Below are 21590 nucleotides of genomic sequence, written 5' to 3' on the forward strand. Positions count from 1 at the left end.
TACCCGGCCCGATTTGTCCATTATGCGCAGGAGTTTACTATTTGGTCAGAATCATTGTCCGAGTAACTACCTGCCCACCCGCGTAAAGTTTCAGAAGATATGTTCCTGCAGGCAGGCTATTGGCATTGAATGCGAGTTCATGCTGTCCCGCCGAGAACTCTCCCTGCGTTACGACTGCGACCTCTTGTCCCATGACATTGTAGACCGCCAAGCGGATCTGTGTCATTTTCGGCAGATAGAAGGGAACCAGAGTCTGTCCGGTAAACGGATTGGGATGATTCTGGCCAAGCTCAATACCGACCGGCTGGGGGAAGTCCCGATCTACACCAGCCGATGCTTTCGGAATGTACTGTCCTTCAAGCCAGACCTTCGCTGTTGAGGTTGTTGCATTTCCCGGGAGCGATCCATCTATGCCCAGAGAAATATACACGGTCTCATTCGCGAATGCTGAGAGATTTCGGGACCAGTCATTCCAGATAGCTGTATCGACGGGGAAGCTGCGAAGTGGGAGTGCAAACTGCTGCAGGATTGCATCGTCTGATGCACGACGAAGTTCCACAGCTATCGCAACGCCATTGGGCATGGCATTCGGATTCGAGCTATAAAGCATGCTCTTATACTTGAATCGATCCCCATTGTTGATCGTGAACGTTTCCGTACGAAGTAATTCTGAGGCGCTCACATCGACTCCCAGCACAAGCGTGTCGGATTGCTCATACCATTCAATTACATCTTCTACACTGTTCCCGTGCAAGACACGGAGATTCGTGACACCAAGTATGGAGATATCGCCACCAATAGCTAATCGCAAGTCACGGACCATCCTCATATCCGGAACACATGTTTTGGTGAGCTGCGCGTTCGTCGCCCGCAATGCATGCATAAAGGGACCAGTCTGGAACGGCGCACTATACACCTCCCTCAGTTCTCCTCCTGGCGAATAACTGACGAGATTTGGGAATGATTCTCCATTCATAAGTTGATCATTTGCACTGTAACTACACTCAAAAGATCCTACTCTGATACCACCACCCCAGTCTTGATGATATGCCACCCGAAGACCAGCTCCTATATCACCTCCTCCGCAGACCACCGAACTTGAGTGCGCATCAACGGATGGAGATATTGGTCCATTATATCGTGTAAATTGATAATACGGGAGATGGTACACCGTTGTGTTCCAACTACCGGATGTATAATCGTACGTCCTAACATTTACCCAACGATCAGAGTATAATATTGATGGCACCTTGCATTCATATGCAATCACAGGTTTATGGTCCGCGTTATGTGTAATAGATGGAGCGTATATTGCTTTTTCATTAGCCATTGTCACATCAGGAAGATCAATCTGTCCTAAGTAAAAGGCAACAGGGTTGCAGCTGGGGATATTCAATTTCGCAGATTTTATTACATCCCCTTCTCGCCAAGCGGCAGTGTAATAGAGAAATGATGACCGGTTGTCAATCGATGGGTACTTTGGTGGATCAATAGCATTATATGCAATTGTCCCAGTATCTCGTGTATCAGTATTACCAAAGTAATCCCATATCAATTCATAGTTAATCCTACTTTGATTATCCCACAGAACCAACACCAAGTCACCCTCCGGTACGCCATATGGGTCTGAACACATCTTCCCGGCAGCTACAACCGGGGTAGTGCTTGCACAATTGCTTCTAAAGGGATGCATTAAACCGTAATGCCCCCAGTCCCCTTGATATTTTCTTGCCAGCGCTACTTCACCATCTTGCATATATGTTACATAAACACTGCTGTCTGTTACGAATATAGATGGATTCGATGCTCCATGCGAATAATTGCTAACCAACTCTTCCGGTTCCCAAATATTGCCATCTTCTGATCGTACATACCATATTTCGCCCGCGCTTTGGTAAACAGCATGATAAGTACTATCATCGTCGTAGGCTATTTTTCGTTGATTGGCATTTCTCGTCGGTTCTGCCTCCTCATCAGACAGCATGTGCGCCTTGAACACTGCGGTAAGGTCTGCCTGTGGGACGTTCCCCTTGTACTCAAGGTTGTAGTCACGTGAAGAAGATCCCCCTGTTGTCACATCAGTATATTCTATGCTCCCTGCTGGAGACACTTCCATTCCCCTCCGAGGCTGATCTGGTCCATGTGGATCAGATCCCCTTCATCAAGCGGTAGACCATCCTTGCGCGTGTACGTATCCGAACCCGCATCGTAGTCATAGTACTTCCAGTATCTTGTTGCATAGTAAGGTGCTTCATTACGGTTCACATCCTTGAACACACCCCACGACTGACTGTCGTTCCATGGCTCATACGGGGATGTTTGCTCGGTAAAACCATCCCGGATGTACTGGGCAATCGGTGGTTCGGTTGAGGCGAGATTCTGGTCAACACGCCAGGGATCCTTGAAGTCGAACGAAAGCCCGCTGTACGCAGATGTGATTTCCCGCTTGACAAGGTTTCCGGCCTTTGTGGCTGTATCGGCTTCGGCAGTGTAGTCATCTACCCTTCCATCCCAAATGCCAGTGAACTCCCTTACACGATATTTTGATTCGGTCTCGTTCCAATGTTTGAATTTGTGTCGACCGGTGAGACTCTGATGTTCGAATTTGGCGAAAAACGTCTCCGTGAGATGATCCTTCCATTGCCACCAAGACCTAGTAGCTGGGGGCGTTTCGAACGCTGGAAGTTGCGCGTAATCAGCTCTAAAGCCTGTGGTATCGTACGCATTCTCATCGCCGCGTACAATACTCTCAGGGAGCACATCCCAGTCCCTTATCCCGTCAACGACGTTTGTGATGGTCACACCGGCAATGAGTTCCGGATCCGGAGGAGTGTAATACACTTCCAGAAGCACGTCCATCGGCTTGATATACCACACTCGATCTGTGAAGGACTGGAAGGGGCCTAGTAGAAGTGTAAAGAATCCCTGATCTGCATCTACTGCGGCCTGAACTGCATCTCGAAGTGGAGCATTTGCGTAAGTTTCATCCTGAGATGCATAGAAATACTTGCCGTCTGTGTCACTGAGATCATTGTTTACGCGTTGGGATCCCGCCAGATGGACTTCTGGAATCTGTGGCTGTCGTTGCAGGGTTACATCATAGAATATGTCATCGCTGGCAGATGAAGGCAATTCATAGTCCGCGTGATAGAGAAGGACCGCCATCTCCTCATCCTGATAATTCCTATAGAGGATTGTAAGGCGAACACTATCAACATATGCTCCCGAATCGAGCGATGCAGGCAGGATCCACTGAATAGCCATTACATCGAGATAGCGATCACTCCCGGATTCCCAGTCCCCAACACGAAAGGATCCGTCCCATCGCGGTGTAGGGTCCGTTATCGGATTCCATGATGCTGGTGGCCCGACATTATACTTGCCGCGAATCGAACGGGTGTAATCAGAGCCCTGGATGAAGGTAAGTTGCTGCGCCAGCGTCGTCACGGGGATCAGGCATAGCAGTCCCGCAACGACCGCGAGAATCAGTCGCTTCATTGAAACCTCCTGTAAACAGGTTGTTGGGATAATTGAACTATCTCCAGTCCCCGGGCTCGGAAACCAGAGTGTAAATATCTATACGATCCTGCTCAACGCATACCTTTGACGATAACCACTTCTGTACCTTCCGTGAGTACTCCTACGACCCATGCCTCGTCCCCGTGCATTGTGCAGCCCTTGAAATAGGCGGTTTCAAGACCTGGCAGATTTTGGAATGATTTCCACGTTTCCTGATTGTAGTGCAGTATTGTTGAGGCAGCCCCGACAACAAGTATATCCCATCGGCTGTTCGCTGCCATGTCTCTTCCGTATCCGCTTTTATGTTCCAGTTCCCAATCCATAGTCTTCTGCCAACTCTTCCCATCGAAATGGAATGCGTGCGGTCCATCCGTGTAAATATCATCCAGATGGCTGAACCAGAGGGCCTGCACGCCGTGGGGCAGGCTGTCCTGCGAGAAGAACTCTACTTTTTCTCCGACAACCGTGTAAAATGCGGTCGGGCCAGCATCCCCGGGACCCGTCGCCGCCACCAGCACCGTATCGCCGTTTCCGTGCATCGCCGTGATATCCTGGTCGATGTCACTCTTCAACAAATTCCAGTAATTCCCGTTGTAGTGGATCATCTGGCCTTTCATCCCAGCTGCGTAGATGTTTCTGGGACCAGTACCCCAGCACGTACGCATTCCGCCTGCATCTCTCAGCACAGAGAGTAGTCTTGAATCTGTCTCATATTCATGTCCATCCCAGTGAATGAACACGGTGCCCTGCAGAAACCAAATATCATCTGGTGAAGTCCCAAATATGGTATGGAGTTCGTGCACGCTCGGTTCCGTTGCTGACCCCATAGGATCCTCCCACACCTTTTCCAGTTTCCACTCTTTGCCATCCCACCGGCAGGCGTTGTAGTTCTCTCCTTTGTGCTGTATCCAGCCCACCGCCCACACGCAGGTGTCGTTGATGTAGCACACGTCCCATAGATGGCCTTTTGTGTTTTCGGGATCGATGATCGTGTGTTCCCAGGTCCAGTCCTGCGAAGATGGGCCTTCAACTTTTGCCGGAGGCGGTTCGGTGGTGGAATCGGTGCAGGTGTTGCCGAGAAGTAATACAAGCAGAAGTGGCAAGAGGAATTTTGAGAACTTCATGAAAACTCCAACGCAATGGGCGAACAATTCTGAAACCATGTAGAAAGACGAGCTTGACCGACAGAGTGGAGAATTGAGGTCCCAATACTGAGGTATCCTCGACTCAGTGTCGGAGGGTTGAGCAGCACGTTGCAATCGCACTCGACTCGATCAGTTTCGATGAAAATCTCCAGCACGAAAGCGATCCAGGTCGCTCATGTACAGGTTTACACCGAAGCCATATCTCCTCATCTGACTTTCATACCCTATATACCTCCGGAATGCCTCTGGTGGACAAAAATAATCCAAGAAAATGAAACAATTTCATAAAGTAGTGTATTACAGTCCATGAGGATCCAATGCAAATACAACACTCCATGTCCGAAAAGTCAGTTGCTGCGCCAGCGTTGTCGCGGGGATCAGGCAGAGCAGTCCCACAACGACTGCGAGAATCAGTCGCTTCATTGAAACCTCCTGTAAACAGGTTATTTGGGATAAATGAACTATCCCCAGTCCCCGGGCCCGGAAATCAGGGTTTCTATATGCTTCCTATTTTGCTGACCGCGTACCTTTGACGATAACCACTTCCGTACCTTCCGTGAGTACTCCTACAACCCATGCTTCTTCCCAAGGTGAAGATCTTATTTTAAAGGTGACTTGTGATCCGTCTGATCTAATAGAAGTGTGACTGGCAAGGCTCAAAGCGCCAGCAGGTCTTCGTCCGGGTAGCGTTCGTAGGGGATGGGATCTTCGCTGTCGGCGCGGCGGAAGCCGCGGAGGCGAAGGACGCAGGATTCACAGACGCCGCAGGCGCGGTCTTCGTTCTTGTAACAGCTCCAACTCAGCTGCAAAGGTGCGCCGAGGGCGAGTCCCTCACGAATGATTTCATCCTTGGAAAGATGAATCAACGGGGTACGGATGCGCAGGGGACGCTCGTACTTCGTGCCTGTCTCGATCACGCGCTGATAGGCCTGGTAAAAACTCTCCCTGCAGTCGGGATAGCCCGAACTGTCCTCTTCCACCGCCCCGACGAACAGCGCTTCGGCTCCCAGCACCTCGGCCCAGCTCACGGCAATGCTCAGCATGTTGGCGTTGCGAAAGGGCACGTAGGTGTTCGGGATGCCGTGGGATTCCTTTTCCGCATCGCGCACTTCCATGCCGGTGTCGGTCAGACTCGAGCCGCCGATGCGCGCCAGGTGCTCGATGGAAATCACCAGGCGCCGCTCCTCCGGCACGCCGTAATGCTCGGCAATATCTTCGAACGCGCGCAGCTCACGAGCCTGCGTGCGCTGCCCGTAGTTCACGTGCAGCAGCGCCAGTTCGAATTCACGCGCCGCCATGGCCACGGTCACGCAGCTGTCCATTCCCCCCGAAGCCAGCACGATGGCGAGCGGTCTGTCAGGCTGTTCGCTCATCCCTCGCACCTCATTCCACGTTCCCGATCCAGCCCGGCTTGTAGTATTCGGTTTCCACCAGCGAACTGATGCCGCCGCGCGTGTTGAACTCGCCGGAGACCTTCATGTAGCGGGGCTTGCAAACTTCCACGAGGTCGTCGAGAATTTCATTGACGGAAGCCTCGAAGTAAATCCCCTTGTTGCGAAACTCGAGGTAATAGTACTTGAGCGACTTCAGCTCGATGCACAACTCGTCGGGAATGTAGTACAGCGTGATCGTCGCAAAATCCGGCAGTCCCGTCACGGGACACACCGAAGTAAACTCCGGATTCACATGCGTGATTTCATAGTCCCTGTTCGGGTACTTGTTCGGAAAGGTATCGATGTCAACCATAGGTCAGATGTCAGATGTCAGATGTCAGATTGCAGATTGCAGATTTCAGATTTCAGAATCTTGATGGAAAGATAGAAAAATGGAATGATGGAAACATCAGCCTGAAGTCCGGCTTGCCCCGGCGTAGTTCGAGCGCAGCGAGAACGAAGCCGGGTGTTCCCATTGATGGGACTCTATACACCCCGGGTGTCGGGATGCCAGATGTACTTGTGCAGCTGAAGCTGTAGGCGTGCGGGGAGGTGGTCTGCGAGCATCCATTCCACAAGCTTCTGATAGTCGACGTCCTCAAACGCGGGGGAGATGAGGATTTCCCCGCAGCGATCGGCAAGGGATTCGCGTGTGATGAAGTCGCGGGTCCATTCATAATCCTCGCGATCCTTCACGACGAATTTCACTTCGTCCGTCGGCTTGAGATAGTCCAGGTTTTCGCGCCGATTCTTTTTCATCATGCCGGAGCCGGGACATTTCACATCCATGATCACCGTCACGCGCGGGTCCACGCGGCTGATATCCACATGTCCCCCGGTTTCCACGGCTACGTCGAAGCCCTGCTCACAGAGTTCGGTCATGAAGGCGAAGCTGTCTTCCTGTTCCAACGGCTCTCCGCCGGTCAGTTCCACGAAGCCGCAGCGGAAGGAGGCGACGCGTGAGAGGATTGCGCCGGTATCCATCATTTCCCCGCCTTCGCGGTGGTCGAGGGCATAGGGTGTATCGCACCAGCTGCAGCGGAGTCCACATCCCTGCAGGCGTATAAAAACGCAGGGCAGCCCTGCTCGGCTGCCCTCGCCTTGAATGCTGTAAAAAATCTCGGAGACTTTCAGCTTCGGCATGCGCGAAAATTATTTCGTGAAACGGCGTCCCACTTCGGCATAGATGCCCGCGGCGGCCGCGATTTTGACTGCATCCCACACCTGCAGCGACACAAAACCTGCCGCAATGCTGGCATTCCAGTCATTGATGAGAACGTAATTGAGCTGCGTAATTCCCATGGCGAAAATCACCACCATACCCAGAATCATGGCGAACAGGGCGGCGATATACCGGGGCAGGCGGCTGAGAAGCTTCGTTTCGTGCAGCAGGGCGCCGGTAACGAAGGCTGCGAAAGGGAAGGCGATCAGGTAACCGCCGGTGGGACCCAGAAGATAGGGGAAACCTCCGGCAAAACCGGCGAACACCGGCATTCCGGTCGCGCCCATGGCCAGGTAGCTCATCTGCGCCGCTGCGCCCTTGCGGGGGCCCAGCATGGCGCCGGAAAGCAGCACGAAGAAGGTCTGCAACGTAAACGGCACCGGAATTGTCGGCAGCACGATCTGTGCGCCAAGCGCCGTCAGCAGGGCGAATCCGCCGATCCACACGGTTGTGGAAAGCGAGCGGCTCTCTGAAACACTGAAAATACGGTCTACTGTTGTCGTCGTGTACATGAAATCCATCCTATGAAAGGACTGCAGAAAATATGTCCCTGAAAATTAGCGTTTTTCCACTTTGAACGCAATGCGATCGGCGTATCTATCGCGGTATTGTTCCGAAGCAAACTTTTTTATCCCGGATAGTTCCTTTTCATCGTAAATCACGTATTTTGTGCGCAAATGTACTATTACACCCGTTCGATAGAGATCGGGGCCGATCTGGAAACAGTATTCGCGTTTCACAGCGACCCGGCAAACCTGCTGCGTATCACACCGCGATATCTGCGCATCAGCATAGACCGTCATGACACACCCGCAGAAGGAGCAGAGGTCTTTCTTCGTGTTCGCCCCTTCCTGCTCCTGCCTGCGCAACACTGGCAGATGCGTTTTGACATCTACGAGCCTCCCCGGCGTCTCGGTGATGTGATGGTGAAAGGACCTTTTTCCGCCTGGAAGCAGGTGCGGGAATTCATCCCCCTGAGCAATGGGAACTGCCTGCTGAATGATTCCGTCGAGTATGACCTCCCGTATGGTACACTCGGGCACCTTGTCAACAAACTCGTTGTCACCCGCCTTATCCGGGGCATGTTCGCCTCACGGCAGAAGCGCACGAAGCGTCTTCTGGAACACCCCTGATCCCCATCCTCAGCCTCCCCCTTCGTAAATGGGTACGGATAGCTGTCTTTCACAGCAGGATTCAATACGTTATATTGATTTGCTCTACGTATGTGTGAACATTGAGACTTATGGATAAAACCCGCAATTTCTGCATCATCGCGCACATTGATCATGGAAAGTCGACTCTGGCCGACAGACTGCTCGAACGTACAGGGACGATCACCCAGCGCGATCTCAAGAATAACCAGGTGCTCGACGACATGGATCTCGAGCAGGAGCGGGGCATTACGATCAAACTGCATGCAGTACGCATGAAGCACACGCACACCGATGGCAATGAATACACGCTGAACCTTATTGATACACCGGGACACGTGGATTTCTCCTACGAAGTGTCCCGCTCCCTCAATGCATGTGAAGGAGCCATTCTTGTTGTTGATGCCACGCAGGGTATCGAAGCACAGACCATCAGCAACCTGTACCTGGCCATCGAGGCGGGACTCGAAATCATTCCCGTCGTCAACAAGGTCGATCTCGCCAGCGCCATGGTCGACACGGTCACACAGGGTATCGTTGACCTGATCGGCTGCGATCCCTCGGAAGTCATCCCCACCAGTGCCAAGACAGGTGTTGGCATCGACGATATCCTCCAGGCCATTATTGAACGCGTTCCTCCTCCCGTTGGCGATGCTTCCGCACCGCTGCAGGCACTGATCTTTGATTCCGTCTTCGATCCTTACCGCGGCGCCGTGGTATACATGCGCGTAGTGCAGGGCACAATTCGCGAGAAGGAAGTGATCAAGTTCTTCGCCAATGACAAGGAATTCGAGGTCGAGGAAATCGGCATTCTGAAAAGGGGTCGAAACCGCACGGGCGAACTTTCCGCCGGAGACGTTGGCTACCTCATCGCTGGTGTCAAGACGGTTGCCGACACCAACGTGGGTGACACGATCACGCATGCAAAAAAAGGCGCACCTGAGCGTCTGCCCGGGTACAAGGAAGTGAAACCGATGGTCTTCAGCGGACTGTATCCAACGGTGTCCGATGATTTCGAAGATCTCCGCGAGGCACTGTCGAAACTGCGCCTCAACGACTCTTCCATCATCTACGAACCGGAAACCTCCGCGGCACTGGGCTTCGGCTTCCGTGCGGGATTCCTGGGATTGCTGCACATGGAGATCGCGCAGGAGCGTCTCGAGCGCGAGTTCGATCTCTCCATCATCACTACGGTGCCGAACGTACAATACTATGTGGTGCTGAAGGAAGAGGGAGAACGCATTCCGGTAGAAAATCCGTCCTCGATGCCCCCTCCCGGGGATATCGAGTATGTGGAAGAGCCGTTCATTCGCGCACAGATCATTACGCCCTCCGAGTACATGGGCAACATCATGAAGCTGTGCATGGACCGCCGCGGCGAGTACCACAACACGCAGTATATCGATCCGACGCGAGCGGACGTCCACTTCGAGCTTCCGCTTTCCGAGATCATTTTCGATTTCTACGACAAGCTGAAGTCCGTTTCCCGCGGCTACGCGTCCTTCGATTACGAGTTCAAGGATTATCGCAAATCCGATCTCGTCAAACTCGACATCCTGCTCAACGGGGAACCCGTGGATGCGCTCTCCAGCATCGTTCATCGTTCGAAGGCATACGACTGGGGACGCAGACTGTGCCGTAAACTCAAGGACCTTATTCCCCGCCAGATGTTTGAAGTCGTCATCCAGGCGGCTATCGGCAGCAAGGTCATTTCCCGTGACGTCGTCAAGCCGCTGCGCAAGAACGTGACTGCGAAGTGTTACGGCGGTGATATTTCCCGTAAACGCAAACTGCTCGAGAAACAGAAGGAAGGGAAGAAGCGCATGAAGCAGGTCGGCGCTGTGGAAGTACCGCAGGAAGCCTTCCTTGCCGTGCTCTCGATGGAGGATTAGGGTAAAAGTCCCGCCCTCCCGCAACCGGCACATGCTGTCGTCCGTATGCGTATCTCGTTCGCATCTCTATTGAGTATCAAGACATTTCACATCCCCGCAGGCGGAGTAACATGAAAAAGAGCATCAAGGAAACGCTGAAATCGCTGGGCTTCGCCCTGGTCGCCGTGATTTTCCTCAACAGCTTCGTCCTGGCCTCCTTCCAGGTTCCGACCGGATCCATGGAAAACACCGTGATGGCCGGCGACTTCCTGTTCGTCAACAAGTTCATCTACGGGGGCACCACGCCGCCGACCATTCCCCTGCTGGGCATTATTTTCGGAACGGAAATTGAACTTCCCTTCGTCCGCACCCCCGGTTTCAGCGAACCGGAGAAGGGCGATGTCATCGTTTTCATCTTTCCCGGAGAACGCGATCGCGTTGAGCCGCGGCAGGGCTTCCAGTACTATCTCAAGCGCTGCGTCGCCACGGCACACGACACCATTCGCGTCATCGACAAGGTGCTGTACATCAACGGGAAGAAATTCCCGCATCATGACGGCATCCACTTCATGTTTGAACCCATGAGCAAGGACGTGGCCGATCCCGGTATCTTCCCGCCGGGCAAGCCCTGGAATCGTGATCAGTACGGTCCCCTCGTCGTCCCGGGCGAAGGCGATGTCATCCCGCTCTCCCTTGAGAATATCCAGGAATGGGTAACCTTCATTCGTCGTGAAGGACACGAGGTGAGCATCGAAGGCGAACAGATCATGATCGATGGGAAGGCAGCTTCGAGCTATACCGTCGAACGCGACTACGTGTTCGGTATGGGCGACAATCGTGATGACTCACTCGACAGCCGCTGGTGGGGCTTTATCCCCGCAGAACATGTCGTGGGCACCCCGATGATGGTATACTGGTCGATGGATCCGACGATTCACAACTTCTTCAAGAAAATCCGCTTCAGCCGCATGTTCACCCTGATCAACTGAGATGGCCGAAATCAACTGAGATGACAGAGGAGACACCGCAACAGACAGAACAAAAGGGAGAACTTCCGCAGAACGCAAATGCGCCAACCAGCAATGCGCAAAACGCAGATGCGCAAAACGCAGATGCGCAAAACGGGGATGCGCAGAGTGCGAGTACTGGCGGACTCTTCCGCGAGTACTGGCGAGTCGTGCTGTATGCACTGTTCATCGCCATTTTCCTCAAAGTGTTTTTCATCGAAGCGTTTGGTATTCCGACGCCTTCAATGAACAACACGCTGCTGGTCGGGGATTTCCTTTTCGTCAACAAATTCTGCTACGGCGTCCGCACCCCACGAGCCGTGCCACTTACCGGCATCCGCCTTCCTCACGCCAAATTCCTCCCCGGCTACACTTCCCCCTCCCGCGGCGATGTGGTCGTGTTTGAATATCCCGGCGATCGCGAAACCGTGGAACAGCCGAATGTGCTCAATTACGTCAAACGTCTGATAGCCGTCGCCGGCGATACCGTTGAAATCGCCGGCAAGCGTGTGTTCGTGAACGGACGACGGCAGGCTGATCCCGAAAATGCCGTGTTTTCCTCGCGTGTTCTCGGGCGCGGGGATTTCGATGTGGATATCTATCCCAAGGGGTCGGGATACAACAGGGACTGGTGGGGTCCGATGGTCGTGCCATATGAAGGAATGGAAATCGAGCTTACGCTGGAGAACATTGATTCATGGCGGCTGTTCATCGAGCGGGAAGGACACAACGTGCGCTTTACCGCAACGGGCGAGGTGCAGGTGGACGGCAGTGAGAGCAACCTCTACACCGTTGAAAACGACTACTATTTCATGCTTGGCGATCATCGCGACAACAGCGAAGACAGCCGCTACTGGGGCTTCGTCCCTGAGCAGAACATCATCGGAAAGGCCATGCTGATCTACTGGTCGTGGGATTCCCGCATCGGACTGACGAGTCCCATCGACCTGTTCTCCTCGATTCGCTGGGGACGGTTTTTCAGCATCGTACATTAGTCCATGCCCGGACTCTACATTCATATCCCCTTCTGTGACAAGAAGTGCATTTACTGCGACTTCTACTCCATCGAATCCTTCCGCCAGTACGACGACTTCCTCTCCGCCCTGCACCGGGAAATCGCCATGCGCGCTGATGTCCTTCCCGAGGATATTGTCTTTCACAGCATCTTCTTCGGTGGCGGCACACCCTCCCTTCTCAGCGACATGCAACTCGGCGGCATCCTCGATGCGCTGCGTTCGCGTTTCCGTTTCGAGTCCGATGCCGAAGTCACCGTCGAATGCAATCCCGGCACGGTGGACGTCGACAAACTTCGTGGTTATCGCAGTGCGGGCGTCAACCGCCTGAGCTTCGGTGTGCAGAGCTTTCACGCCGACGATCTGCAATTCCTCAGCCGCATCCATGATGCCGGCGAGGCAGAGGCCGCCATCCATGCCGCACATGAAGCGGGAATGGAGAACGTCAATCTTGATCTCATGTTTTCGTTGCCGGGACAGACACCCGAGCGCTGGCTATACAATCTCGAACGCGCCCGCACGCTGGGCACGACGCACCTGAGCTGCTACTCTCTCACCGTGGAGCAGGGCACACCGCTCGCGCGTATGGTGCGCCTCGGAACCGTCGCCATGCCGCCCGAGGAGAGCGACGCCGCACTGTTCGATCTCACGATGGACACGCTCGCAGAGTGGGATTTCCAGCAATACGAAGTGTCCAATTACGCGCGTCCCGGTTACACCTGCCGGCACAACCTGACCTACTGGCGGCATGAAGACTACCTCGGCTTTGGTCCCTCCGCCCACAGCACCTGGCTCGGTCGCCGCTGGTGGAATCTCAGCAGCGTGCAGAGCTATGTCGAATCCCTCACTCGCGGTGCACTGCCCGAAGCCGGCGGCGAGACGCTCGACGCCGACACCCTCCGCCACGAGTACATCTACCTGCGCCTCCGCAGCGAAGGCATACACCTCCCCAGCTACACCCGCCTCTTCGGCGGCAACCTGCTCGAAGAACGCTCCGCCTACATCGGCACCTGCCTGAAGTCCGGGTTGCTTCAGCGCTCCGGCGACCGCCTTCACCTCTCCCGCAAGGGCATCCTCGTCTGCGACGAAATCTGCGCGGAATTGATGTAACGTCACACCGCGCACAGCTGCCATGCGGCAAAACGCATGCACATATGTAATATATATTTGACATTATGTCATATATATATTACATTCAGTGCAGCACAAACTCTGAGGAAAGTAGAAATGGAAACTTCGACGATATGGACAACAGTGACAACATTCATAACAGTGGCCTGCATAGCAGGAGCGCTGTATTTCGTATATGCGATGCGGCTGCGCGGCATGCGCCCCGGGGAAATCGACGAGAACGGAGAGCGCACGCGACTGCCACTCACGGTATTTCAGGTTCGTGCTGCATGGGGATTGGGTATCGGTACCGTAGCGCTGCTCGCGATACTGCGGATATTCCTGGACCGCGGAGCGGAGAATTATTATCTACAGGACGATATGCGCAACACGGTGTATCTGATCGCAATGTGCGCGGCTGCGGCGTATCTCACGGTGCATGTTGTGACGGCATTGAGGAACAGGGGACGGGTAAAGGACGAGCGCGATATCGCTGTGCTGCACTGGGCGCCGACAGTGCAGGTCCTCGGGATGACCCTCACACTGGCGTTCTGGGCGATAGGACTAACGGAGACCTACTGGGCGAGCGGTCAGGTCCCCATCGCATATCCGATTCTCATTTTTCTGTCGACGCTTATTGTCGGGGGACTATTTCAGGCCGCAGGCGTGCTGATCGGGTACTGGAGATTCTGACATGGCAGAAGAGCACATCGGCAACTGCATCCGGCGTCTGCGTTTCGAGCAGGGGGAAATGACACAGCAGCAACTGGCCGACGCTGCCGGCTGCACGCGGCAGACCATCATCCTTCTCGAGCAGCAGCGCTATGCGCCTTCCCTCACACTGGCATTTCGCATCGCGCGTGTTTTCGGGAAAGATGTTGAGGAGGTGTTCACTTTCGAGGGAACTGCCTGATCATCCGCAGCTTGGTGACGTACGGTCACTCGATCCCGAGTTTCTCGCGGATCTGATGCCAAGCCCATACGTAGCGGGTGAAGCGGTCCTTGTCGCGATCGCCGAAGGAGGAAATACGCGTGGTGTCCATGTTCTGCTCGAGGTCACGCAGTTTGACACGCATAGAAGGCTCATGCTCCATCACCCGGTGGATGTAGGCTTCCCACTCCTCCCCATCGCGCTTGGTCAGGTGATCGACGATGATGAGGACTTCTTCGGGAAAACCCTCCTTGCGGAGATCTTCAATCGTGCGCGGACTGTCTTCAATCACGTCGTGCAGAAAACCAGCCGTCATTTCGAAGTCATCATGCGACCCGAGTCCCACCTTCAATGGATGCAGAATGTACGGCGCGCCGTACTTGTCCTTCTGTCCCGCATGTGCCTTCACCGCCAGCGCAATCGCGGCTTCAATCATCTGTGTGTTGGTCATCGATCTATAGCTCCTTCCTTTTCCTGAATCACTTTGTCAGGGATTGCTTCCGTCGTGAGTAAAAAATCGCTCTGTCACAGGCTGCGGGAAGCAATCCCTGCTCCAAATGTACCTTCTGTCTGCAATCTGCAATTTGAAATCTGAAATCTGTCATCTGCAATCTACACCACCTGCGAGGCGCCGGAGGGTTCACGTATGAGTTCGACCAGGTGTCCCGCACCGGCAAAGCTTTCTTCGTGACTGATGATGAAGAGCTGGTCGAACCACGGATCGCTGTCGCCGGTGAGCTGTTCGAGATGCTGGATGACGTCAGCGAGATGACGGCGGGTTTCGCGGTCGAGATGCGTTGTCGGTTCATCGAGGAAGCCGACGCGGCATTGCGCGTACCATTTGATGAGTGCCAGCTTGACGGCGAGGGAGACGCCCATGAGTTGTCCACCCGAGAGTTCGCGTCCCCGCACCCGTCCCGCCTCCCCGCGCAGCTCGACGGCGTACGATTGCGCATCCCACACCAGCGTCATCCCCTGCTCGGGCGCGATGCGCTGGTACAGATCCGCGGCGAAGGCAGACAGTGCCGTCACGATGCTGGCGCCCACGTGACGTGCGAGTTCACGCACGACGGCATTATGCACATTCTGCATAAAATCCGCCTCAGTGCTGCTCCGGGATGCTGATTTCAGAAGCTTTTCATATTCCTTACGATCTTTGCCAAGTACTCTGACTGCTTCCTCCTGCGTGCTGACTCGCGTCTTCCATTCCGCCAGCAGTCCGGAAGCCTTTCTTTCCAGAGCCAGCGCAACCTCCCATTGCGCTTTCGTCTCCAGGTAATCCTTTTCCGTAAAGGCTTTCTCCTGCTTCGTCAGTTCTTTCTCAGCTGCGGTCAGCGTCGCGTCTGTCTCCTTCTCAGCCTCCTGTGCCGCCTCGCATTGCTTCGTCCGTTCCCCGACGGCACTCGCGAGATTCTGCAGCGAGAGAAATCGCGTATGCGCTTCCCGGTTGCTCTCCAGCTGCTTTTCAAGTGCTGCGATATCTTCATCCAACGTTGTAAAGCCCAGCAGCGACTCCTGCAGCTTCCCTGATTGCAAGTTCCAGTCCTCTTCAAGCGCTTTCAGCTCGCGGGCTACACTCAGGATTTCCTTTTCCAGTGCGGTGCGGGATTTCTGCAGCGCCTCAATCTCGGCTTTCCTGTCATCCAGTCTGCTACGGGCAGACTTCCCCTGCTCCCGCTTCGTGCCAAGCGCTTCGGTGGCGCGGCTTGCCTCTCGACGTGCGCTTTCCTCCTCCTGGTTCGCGCGCTTCCGCAATTCCGCAAACGGTGATCTGGCGCCTTCGCCCCCCTGCGTCTCAAGATACTTTCCGAAAAACTGCTCTGAGGTTGATTCCAGTTCGGCGAAGAAATTGAGCTTCACATCAGAATTCCGCTGATACTCCTGAAGCTGTGTGAAGGAATTATGCAGTTTCTGCATATTTTCACCGAGGTTTTCCAGCGTCTGCTGCGCGCCGTGCATTTCGTCGACGAAGGAACGGGCTTCCGCCGTCGCCGCGACGCGATCTTCGAGACGGACTTTCTCCTTCTCGATCGCCCTGTACTCTTCAAGCAGTGTCTCGATTTCCTTTTCGAGTGGGGCGCAATCCGCTTCTGTTTTTTCCAGCTTCTCGGCGGTTTCCTTCAACTGCGCCTCGGCATATTCGCGCCTCGACTGCAGGCGGATTTTTCCTTCATCGAATTTCTTCTGCAGTGCGTTGAGGGTATCTTGCGCGACATCGCGTCGCTTGGCGGACGCCCGCAATACGGATAGCTCACGATCTGCGGCGATGAACGCGTCATACCCGGGACGCACGGATTCAAGTTCTTCCGCAGCCTCGCGTGCCTCCTGCAGAAGCGCCTCGGCGTTTTTCAGCGCGCTGGACTGCGACTTGCGCCTGTCCTTGAGCAGCTGCACTTCGTGGCGCTGTTTCGCGAGTGCCTCGCGCTGCGCAGTGAGCTTCTCCAGTTTCTCCTGCAGCGCCTTTTCCTCCACTGCCGCAGCCTCGGCGTCGTTTTGCACGGATGCAAGTTGCTCTACGAATTCCCCAAGCAGCTTTTCAGCCTCCACCTGCTTTTCGACGACTCCAGCTCGTTCCTCGACACGTATCCCGAGCGTATCAGCCTCATCCCGCTGCGCACGTACCAGCGCCCAGAACTGTTTCTCGAAATGCTGGAAATCCTCAATGCCCAGAATCTTTTCGAAGAGCGTCCGACGCTCTTTCTCCTGCTGCGTGAAGGGATCGTCGAAGGCACCCTGTTCGGTACCGACGATATTGCGGAATAGCTCATCGTCGTCAATGCGTGATGCGCCGATGATGTGCTCACGCATATCCTCCTGGAAATCCTCCTTCCTCCCGGCACTGGAAGAAATCTCGGTCCCTTTTGCATCAAAAAGCCTGCGCTCATAAGAGAGCTTCTCCCGGCCGCCCTGGCGACGGCTTCCGATATTGCAGAGAACGCGGAAATCCCTCCCGCGTGCCTGTACATCCACTTCGATGCTGCCCTCTTTTTCCCCGTTACGCAGCAGACCTGCGTACGCCTTTCCGTCCATCAGCTTTTTCGGCCAGGCGCCGAAGAGTGCGAGTCCCACCGCCTCGATAATGGTGGATTTCCCTGTACCATTCGCCCCGGCAATGACGTTGATGCCACGGATGAATTGCAGCTCCGCGTCGATGTAGGATTTGATGTTCTGTAAACGAACAGCGGTGATAATCATTCCTTACTCCCTTCCGCTTCGTCCGTTTCTTCTCTCTCCCTTGAATCAGCCGTATCGCCGGTATCGTCGGCACCCGTGGTGGAAACCTCCTCCTCATATTCGACGAAAGGCAGCAGCTGGGACTGGAGGGATTTCAGCGCCTCGGGACGCGGCTTCGCGGGTCCCCCCTGCAGCTGCGTTTTCATGTCGATCAGCACGGCGGCGAGAGCATCCTCGCGTCCCACCGCGATACCCTGATCGCGGAGCAACGTGGACGCAACAGCGCGTGCGCGATCGGTCAGCAGTTCAAGATCCCCGGCATCCGCAAGCAATGTGCCCACATCACTGCTGCCGAGCAGGTCACGGTCCATCACCTCCACATGCATCGCAGAGAACTCCTCCGCCAACATTGCGGCGATGCCGCTGCGCGGGATACGCGAACGCGAAAGTGCCAGCGTGCCCTGCAGGCGGGCTATGAGAATGGGATGTTGCTCACGAAGGGAAGCATTAACTTCCTCTTCGGCAACGCGGCGCACGGCGTCGATAACTCTTGCGGGCGTGTCGCAGCCGCTGATGTCCACACGCAGCGTATGTGCGGGACGCTTCCGGGTCGGCACATGCCGCACCCTAAGGTGGTATCCCAACCTCTGCAGTCGGACTTCCGAGATGTCATCAGCCATTGCAGCGTCACTTTTGCCCGGGCCTTCCCCTGTGTCGGCAACTGTCACATCGTAAAAGCCGCGCAGTTCCGGCGGCAGACGATAATCGAGACTGTTCACGAATTCGAGCGAACCCGGGTTATACACCCAGCCATCCATTTCCCCATCGATGCCCGTGCGTGTGTGCCGGTGTCCCAGCGCGAGATAGCCGATGCGCTCCTGCAGTGCGGCGATGTCGTCGTAGGCAACGCAGCCATATTCCAGGGTTTCCTCGCCGGGCTGTACCATGACATGGGATAGCACGATGGGGAATGCGTCCTCAGGAAGCTGCTCCGCCGCCTGCCGGTGATACTCTTCCGCGTGGTGCCCGAGAAAACCGAGTCCTGCAATCACCACATCCTTCACCGGACGCAGCAGCGAGCCTCCCTTTTCCTCACTGTAGTCGCGAAGTGTCAGGGTCCCATTTTCAATGTCGGGACGCAGCAGGTGCAAGTAGGATTCCCCGGCGAGAATGTCCAGCGCACATGCGGGCTCCGTGCGCTTGCGCCTGTCGTGATTTCCTTCTATCGCGTAGACGGGAATACCCGTTTCGCGAAGGGGACGCAGAGCCGTCATTGCACGGCGAATGCTTTCAGCGGAAGGATCCTGCTCATCGAACAGGTCGCCGGCAATCAGCAGCGCCTGCACCTGCTCACCGATGGCGTATTCAACAACGCCTGCGAGCACGCGGAAATAATCCGCATAGCGTTCCTCGCTCTCGTGCTGATGCTTGCCGAGATGAACATCTGCGATATGGAGAAACCGAAACTGCATATCCCTTGAAGGCTGGTGAAAATGGTCGTGGGTATCTCTACATGGAATCGGCTATCGAACCATGAACGGCCTTGTGACGCTGCTGATGGCATCACGCAGCTCGAGGAAATAGCTTCCCGGAAGCAGCGTCGAAATATCGAGCGAAAGCTGTGTGCCGAACACGTCTGTGCGCTGAAGCATTGTGCGTCCCAGCACATCGCGGATGCGCAGGGTTCGCGGACCGGTGCTTCCCTCCATGCGCAGCGAGAGTGTGTTCAACGCCGGCTGCGGCCAGAGAGCAGAGATGCGCAATGCGGCGGCGGAACGCGTAGGGGAGACGCCTGTCGCATCCTTCCAGACGAAGTCTGCATAGCGCGGCAGATGATCCGATGCTGTTCTGGTATCGTCAGGACGCAGACCGAGCTGCTGCAGCTGCGTCGCTCCCATGTCGCCGGTACTGATGACCATGTCCGCGGTCACATGCATGGCACTGCCGGTGTAGAGCACGTAATCGAGAATGGACGGCGCGTAGCTGCTGCCGTCATCATCCCAGGTATGCGCCAGGCGGGAATGCGGCCTGCGGGAAATGCACTGCGTCCAGTTTCCACCGTCCCAATCCGGTTTCCAGTCCTCCCCGTAGCGCGCATTGTCTGCGATATCCCCGGTCAGCAGCGTCTCCAGCTGCCGACGGTCGCCGACGAGATTCAGATCGCCGACAAGCACAATGGGTGTGCCTTCGTCAAGAGCGACTTCTCCTCCGGGGGACATGGCATCCCGCAGGAAACGGATGACGCCATCGGCCTCCTGCTGCCGCTGCTCGTTCGCACTGCAGCAGCGGAAATGGCAATTGAGGAGCAGCAGCTTCTTCCCTTCGGGTGAAGCGAGCAGGTAGGCGGATTCGCGATAATTGTTCTGCAGAATCCAGCTGTCCTCGATATCATAGTGCGTGATGAGCACATTGCCCTGGTCAAGTTTCAACGTGCGCCAGCTGCGCATTGCCGGCGGATCGAGGACAGAGCGGACGGTGAGCAGCACCTGTCCCGCCGTGGCATCGAAGCATTCCTGGAAACACATGATATCCGGCTGCACCGCTTGAAGCACACGCGTGAACGCAGTTTTCCGCTGATCGTCGATGAGACCATCCTGCAGCGTATTCCATGTGAGCAGGCGCAGCGCGCCAGCCGCTTTTGTTCCGATCAGCAGTTCTTCAGGTGCGGGGAGCTTTTCGCTGTCAAAGCCGTATTCCACGCCACCCACATCCGGCAGCCGGTCACCCCCGGCTTCGACCACAGCCAGCGCAACGCGTATGCTGTCGGAGGGGAAAAGCATTGAGCCCGCGATGCGGGCATTCCGTCGCAGGGCAATTTCAAAGCGGGTGGATGAGTATGTGGGAGCAGGATAGAGTCCGATATCTTCATGCGCGATCGAACGCGTCTGTGAACCCAGCCGCACCGTACCCGAGCGTCCGGCAAAGTTCCAGCTAAGCTCCGCCCCGAGTCCCTGCACCTGTTGTCCCGTGGACGCATCATGATCGGTATCCATATACAGTCGCAGTGTATTGTCTTCCTGCAGAACAACTTCAGCCGTGGTCTCGAAACTGAGAAAGAGAAACTCGTCATCATGCGTAATCTGCAGCTGCCTGAAATCCACTCCCGACGTCCCGCCATCTCCGGTCGCATCCGTGTGAAGAACCGGGAAGGAAGCCCAGTCCTCAAACTGTCCATCAACCAGCAGGGTCTGCGCTGTGAGCAGTGATGGAACGAAAAGAAGGATGACAATGACAGCGTAGCGCATGATATTCCCGGTGTTGAGACAGATTTTAAAGTAGCAATTTTTGCACAAATGTCCGGGAAAGCAGTGGCATTGAAGGAGTCCGTTTCCTGCAGAAAAATTCACAATGCTGAACCGTGCCGGGATTTATCACATCTTATGTGAGACATGACAGGAATCAGGCACATAACGCGCATACTTGCTTTCCTCCTGCTGCTGGCCGGCACTGCCGCCGCGCAGACAAGCCACACCGCGGACCTTCCGGATGTGGATGCGGAAAGTGCGCGCGCCCCGGCACCTGCATTCGTCGTCGCCTCGCTTGATGACAGCACGTCATACCTGGCAAACGAGAGTTTTTCGGGACAAATCGTGCTGCTGGATTTCTGGGCCACCTGGTGTCCCCCCTGTGTCGAAGCCCTGCCCGCGCTTGAGAAGATTTACAAAGAATATCATGCGAAGGGTTTCGAAATACTCAGCCTGTCCTTCGATTCCAGTGACGAACGCATCCGCCGTTTCCGCACGAAGCACTTCGCCATGCCGTGGGAGCACGGACGACTTGCCGGCGGCTTCGGCGACGTCGTTTCCCTCAGCTTCGGTCTCCAGAACATCCCCCACTACGTCCTCATCGACCGTGACGGCAGCATCATCACCGAAGCGGACGAACTCCCGCCCGAAGAGCTGCGGGAGATACTCTCTGCTGCACTCGACTGAAACTTGGCGCAGATTCTGCGCCGAATGGAAGCGGAACGCAAATTCTCGCTGAGTATGCGCAGATTTTCGCAGGGAAGTTTTT

General features: G+C 55.2%; 19 protein-coding genes. 8 read left to right on the forward strand and 11 right to left on the reverse strand.

Annotation, left to right across the window (positions count from 1 at the left end; translation table 11 throughout):
* Window positions 1-37: 37 nt before the first annotated feature.
* From KQI65_10925 to KQI65_10955, 7 genes are all read right to left on the reverse strand, one after another.
* On the reverse strand, window positions 38-2116 hold the full coding sequence (locus KQI65_10925; GenBank protein ID MCB2205252.1) for a T9SS type A sorting domain-containing protein: 2079 nt from the start codon (window positions 2114-2116) through the stop codon (window positions 38-40).
* The gene (locus KQI65_10930; protein ID MCB2205253.1) at window positions 2089-3498 is read right to left on the reverse strand and encodes a hypothetical protein; all 1410 of its coding nucleotides are present in this window, start codon (window positions 3496-3498) and stop codon (window positions 2089-2091) included. Before KQI65_10930 ends, KQI65_10925 begins: the two co-directional genes overlap by 28 nt.
* A 92-nt stretch (window positions 3499-3590) precedes the next feature.
* Complete coding sequence (locus KQI65_10935; GenBank protein ID MCB2205254.1) at window positions 3591-4643, reverse strand: hypothetical protein; 1053 nt, start codon at window positions 4641-4643, stop codon at window positions 3591-3593.
* A gap of 677 nt (window positions 4644-5320) precedes the next feature.
* Window positions 5321-6037, reverse strand: a complete 717-nt coding sequence (gene queC, locus KQI65_10940) for a 7-cyano-7-deazaguanine synthase QueC (protein MCB2205255.1) — start codon at window positions 6035-6037, stop codon at window positions 5321-5323.
* 10 nt (window positions 6038-6047) lie between these two features.
* Window positions 6048-6410 (reverse strand): preQ(1) synthase, encoded by a 363-nt coding sequence (gene queF, locus KQI65_10945; protein MCB2205256.1) that lies wholly within the window; start codon window positions 6408-6410, stop codon window positions 6048-6050.
* A gap of 173 nt (window positions 6411-6583) precedes the next feature.
* On the reverse strand, window positions 6584-7240 hold the full coding sequence (locus tag KQI65_10950; GenBank protein ID MCB2205257.1) for a 7-carboxy-7-deazaguanine synthase QueE: 657 nt from the start codon (window positions 7238-7240) through the stop codon (window positions 6584-6586).
* Between the two features lie 9 nt (window positions 7241-7249).
* Window positions 7250-7831: a biotin transporter BioY gene (locus KQI65_10955; protein ID MCB2205258.1), complete on the reverse strand. Its 582-nt coding sequence runs from the start codon at window positions 7829-7831 to the stop codon at window positions 7250-7252.
* Window positions 7832-7996: 165 nt separating this feature from the next.
* Here KQI65_10955 and KQI65_10960 point away from each other — a divergent pair, with 165 nt between their 5' ends.
* The 7 genes from KQI65_10960 to KQI65_10990 all read left to right on the forward strand — a co-directional run bounded on the left by KQI65_10960 (window position 7997) and on the right by KQI65_10990 (window position 14384).
* Complete coding sequence (locus KQI65_10960; GenBank protein ID MCB2205259.1) at window positions 7997-8452, forward strand: SRPBCC family protein; 456 nt, start codon at window positions 7997-7999, stop codon at window positions 8450-8452.
* Window positions 8453-8562: 110 nt separating this feature from the next.
* Window positions 8563-10362: a translation elongation factor 4 gene (lepA, locus tag KQI65_10965; GenBank protein MCB2205260.1), complete on the forward strand. Its 1800-nt coding sequence runs from the start codon at window positions 8563-8565 to the stop codon at window positions 10360-10362.
* A 110-nt stretch (window positions 10363-10472) separates the two neighbouring features.
* On the forward strand, window positions 10473-11330 hold the full coding sequence (gene lepB, locus KQI65_10970) for a signal peptidase I (protein ID MCB2205261.1): 858 nt from the start codon (window positions 10473-10475) through the stop codon (window positions 11328-11330).
* Between the two features lie 20 nt (window positions 11331-11350).
* Window positions 11351-12343 (forward strand): signal peptidase I, encoded by a 993-nt coding sequence (lepB, locus tag KQI65_10975; protein ID MCB2205262.1) that lies wholly within the window; start codon window positions 11351-11353, stop codon window positions 12341-12343.
* A 3-nt stretch (window positions 12344-12346) separates the two neighbouring features.
* Window positions 12347-13471, forward strand: a complete 1125-nt coding sequence (gene hemW, locus KQI65_10980) for a radical SAM family heme chaperone HemW (protein MCB2205263.1) — start codon at window positions 12347-12349, stop codon at window positions 13469-13471.
* 117 nt (window positions 13472-13588) lie between these two features.
* Window positions 13589-14164 carry a hypothetical protein gene (locus KQI65_10985; protein ID MCB2205264.1) on the forward strand — a complete coding sequence of 192 codons (576 nt, stop codon included), beginning with the start codon at window positions 13589-13591 and terminating at the stop codon, window positions 14162-14164.
* Between the two features lies 1 nt (window position 14165).
* Entirely contained in the window at window positions 14166-14384 is a 219-nt protein-coding gene (locus tag KQI65_10990; protein ID MCB2205265.1) for a helix-turn-helix transcriptional regulator, read from the forward strand.
* 25 nt (window positions 14385-14409) lie between these two features.
* Here the strand turns inward: KQI65_10990 and KQI65_10995 are convergent, their stop codons facing one another.
* The 4 genes from KQI65_10995 to KQI65_11010 form a co-directional block, all read right to left on the reverse strand.
* On the reverse strand, window positions 14410-14838 hold the full coding sequence (locus tag KQI65_10995; protein ID MCB2205266.1) for an HD domain-containing protein: 429 nt from the start codon (window positions 14836-14838) through the stop codon (window positions 14410-14412).
* A gap of 176 nt (window positions 14839-15014) precedes the next feature.
* The gene (locus KQI65_11000; protein ID MCB2205267.1) at window positions 15015-17597 is read right to left on the reverse strand and encodes an SMC family ATPase; all 2583 of its coding nucleotides are present in this window, start codon (window positions 17595-17597) and stop codon (window positions 15015-15017) included.
* Window positions 17594-19048 (reverse strand): DNA repair exonuclease, encoded by a 1455-nt coding sequence (locus KQI65_11005; protein ID MCB2205268.1) that lies wholly within the window; start codon window positions 19046-19048, stop codon window positions 17594-17596. Before KQI65_11005 ends, KQI65_11000 begins: the two co-directional genes overlap by 4 nt.
* Before the next feature lie 51 nt (window positions 19049-19099).
* Complete coding sequence (locus KQI65_11010; GenBank protein ID MCB2205269.1) at window positions 19100-20821, reverse strand: endonuclease/exonuclease/phosphatase family protein; 1722 nt, start codon at window positions 20819-20821, stop codon at window positions 19100-19102.
* A gap of 144 nt (window positions 20822-20965) precedes the next feature.
* Here KQI65_11010 and KQI65_11015 point away from each other — a divergent pair, with 144 nt between their 5' ends.
* Window positions 20966-21508: a TlpA family protein disulfide reductase gene (locus tag KQI65_11015; protein ID MCB2205270.1), complete on the forward strand. Its 543-nt coding sequence runs from the start codon at window positions 20966-20968 to the stop codon at window positions 21506-21508.
* Window positions 21509-21590: the final 82 nt, after the last annotated feature.

This window comes from bacterium (assembly GCA_020444325.1).
Lineage (GTDB): Bacteria > Bacteroidota > Ignavibacteria > SZUA-365 > SZUA-365 > BM516.

Excerpts from the sequence above, each read along its gene's own strand:
- KQI65_10925 (MCB2205252.1), bottom strand. The coding sequence starts at position 2,116 with ATGGAAGTGTCTCCAGCAGGGAGCATAGAATATACTGATGTGACAACA.
- KQI65_10930 (MCB2205253.1), bottom strand. The coding sequence starts at position 3,498 with ATGAAGCGACTGATTCTCGCGGTCGTTGCGGGACTGCTATGCCTGATC.
- KQI65_10935 (MCB2205254.1), bottom strand. The coding sequence starts at position 4,643 with ATGAAGTTCTCAAAATTCCTCTTGCCACTTCTGCTTGTATTACTTCTC.
- queC (MCB2205255.1), bottom strand. The coding sequence starts at position 6,037 with ATGAGCGAACAGCCTGACAGACCGCTCGCCATCGTGCTGGCTTCGGGG.
- queF (MCB2205256.1), bottom strand. The coding sequence starts at position 6,410 with ATGGTTGACATCGATACCTTTCCGAACAAGTACCCGAACAGGGACTAT.
- KQI65_10950 (MCB2205257.1), bottom strand. The coding sequence starts at position 7,240 with ATGCCGAAGCTGAAAGTCTCCGAGATTTTTTACAGCATTCAAGGCGAG.
- KQI65_10955 (MCB2205258.1), bottom strand. The coding sequence starts at position 7,831 with ATGTACACGACGACAACAGTAGACCGTATTTTCAGTGTTTCAGAGAGC.
- KQI65_10960 (MCB2205259.1), top strand. The coding sequence starts at position 7,997 with ATGTACTATTACACCCGTTCGATAGAGATCGGGGCCGATCTGGAAACA.
- lepA (MCB2205260.1), top strand. The coding sequence starts at position 8,563 with ATGGATAAAACCCGCAATTTCTGCATCATCGCGCACATTGATCATGGA.
- lepB (MCB2205261.1), top strand. The coding sequence starts at position 10,473 with ATGAAAAAGAGCATCAAGGAAACGCTGAAATCGCTGGGCTTCGCCCTG.
- lepB (MCB2205262.1), top strand. The coding sequence starts at position 11,351 with ATGACAGAGGAGACACCGCAACAGACAGAACAAAAGGGAGAACTTCCG.
- hemW (MCB2205263.1), top strand. The coding sequence starts at position 12,347 with ATGCCCGGACTCTACATTCATATCCCCTTCTGTGACAAGAAGTGCATT.
- KQI65_10985 (MCB2205264.1), top strand. The coding sequence starts at position 13,589 with ATGGAAACTTCGACGATATGGACAACAGTGACAACATTCATAACAGTG.
- KQI65_10990 (MCB2205265.1), top strand. The coding sequence starts at position 14,166 with ATGGCAGAAGAGCACATCGGCAACTGCATCCGGCGTCTGCGTTTCGAG.
- KQI65_10995 (MCB2205266.1), bottom strand. The coding sequence starts at position 14,838 with ATGATTGAAGCCGCGATTGCGCTGGCGGTGAAGGCACATGCGGGACAG.
- KQI65_11000 (MCB2205267.1), bottom strand. The coding sequence starts at position 17,597 with ATGATTATCACCGCTGTTCGTTTACAGAACATCAAATCCTACATCGAC.
- KQI65_11005 (MCB2205268.1), bottom strand. The coding sequence starts at position 19,048 with ATGCAGTTTCGGTTTCTCCATATCGCAGATGTTCATCTCGGCAAGCAT.
- KQI65_11010 (MCB2205269.1), bottom strand. The coding sequence starts at position 20,821 with ATGCGCTACGCTGTCATTGTCATCCTTCTTTTCGTTCCATCACTGCTC.
- KQI65_11015 (MCB2205270.1), top strand. The coding sequence starts at position 20,966 with ATGACAGGAATCAGGCACATAACGCGCATACTTGCTTTCCTCCTGCTG.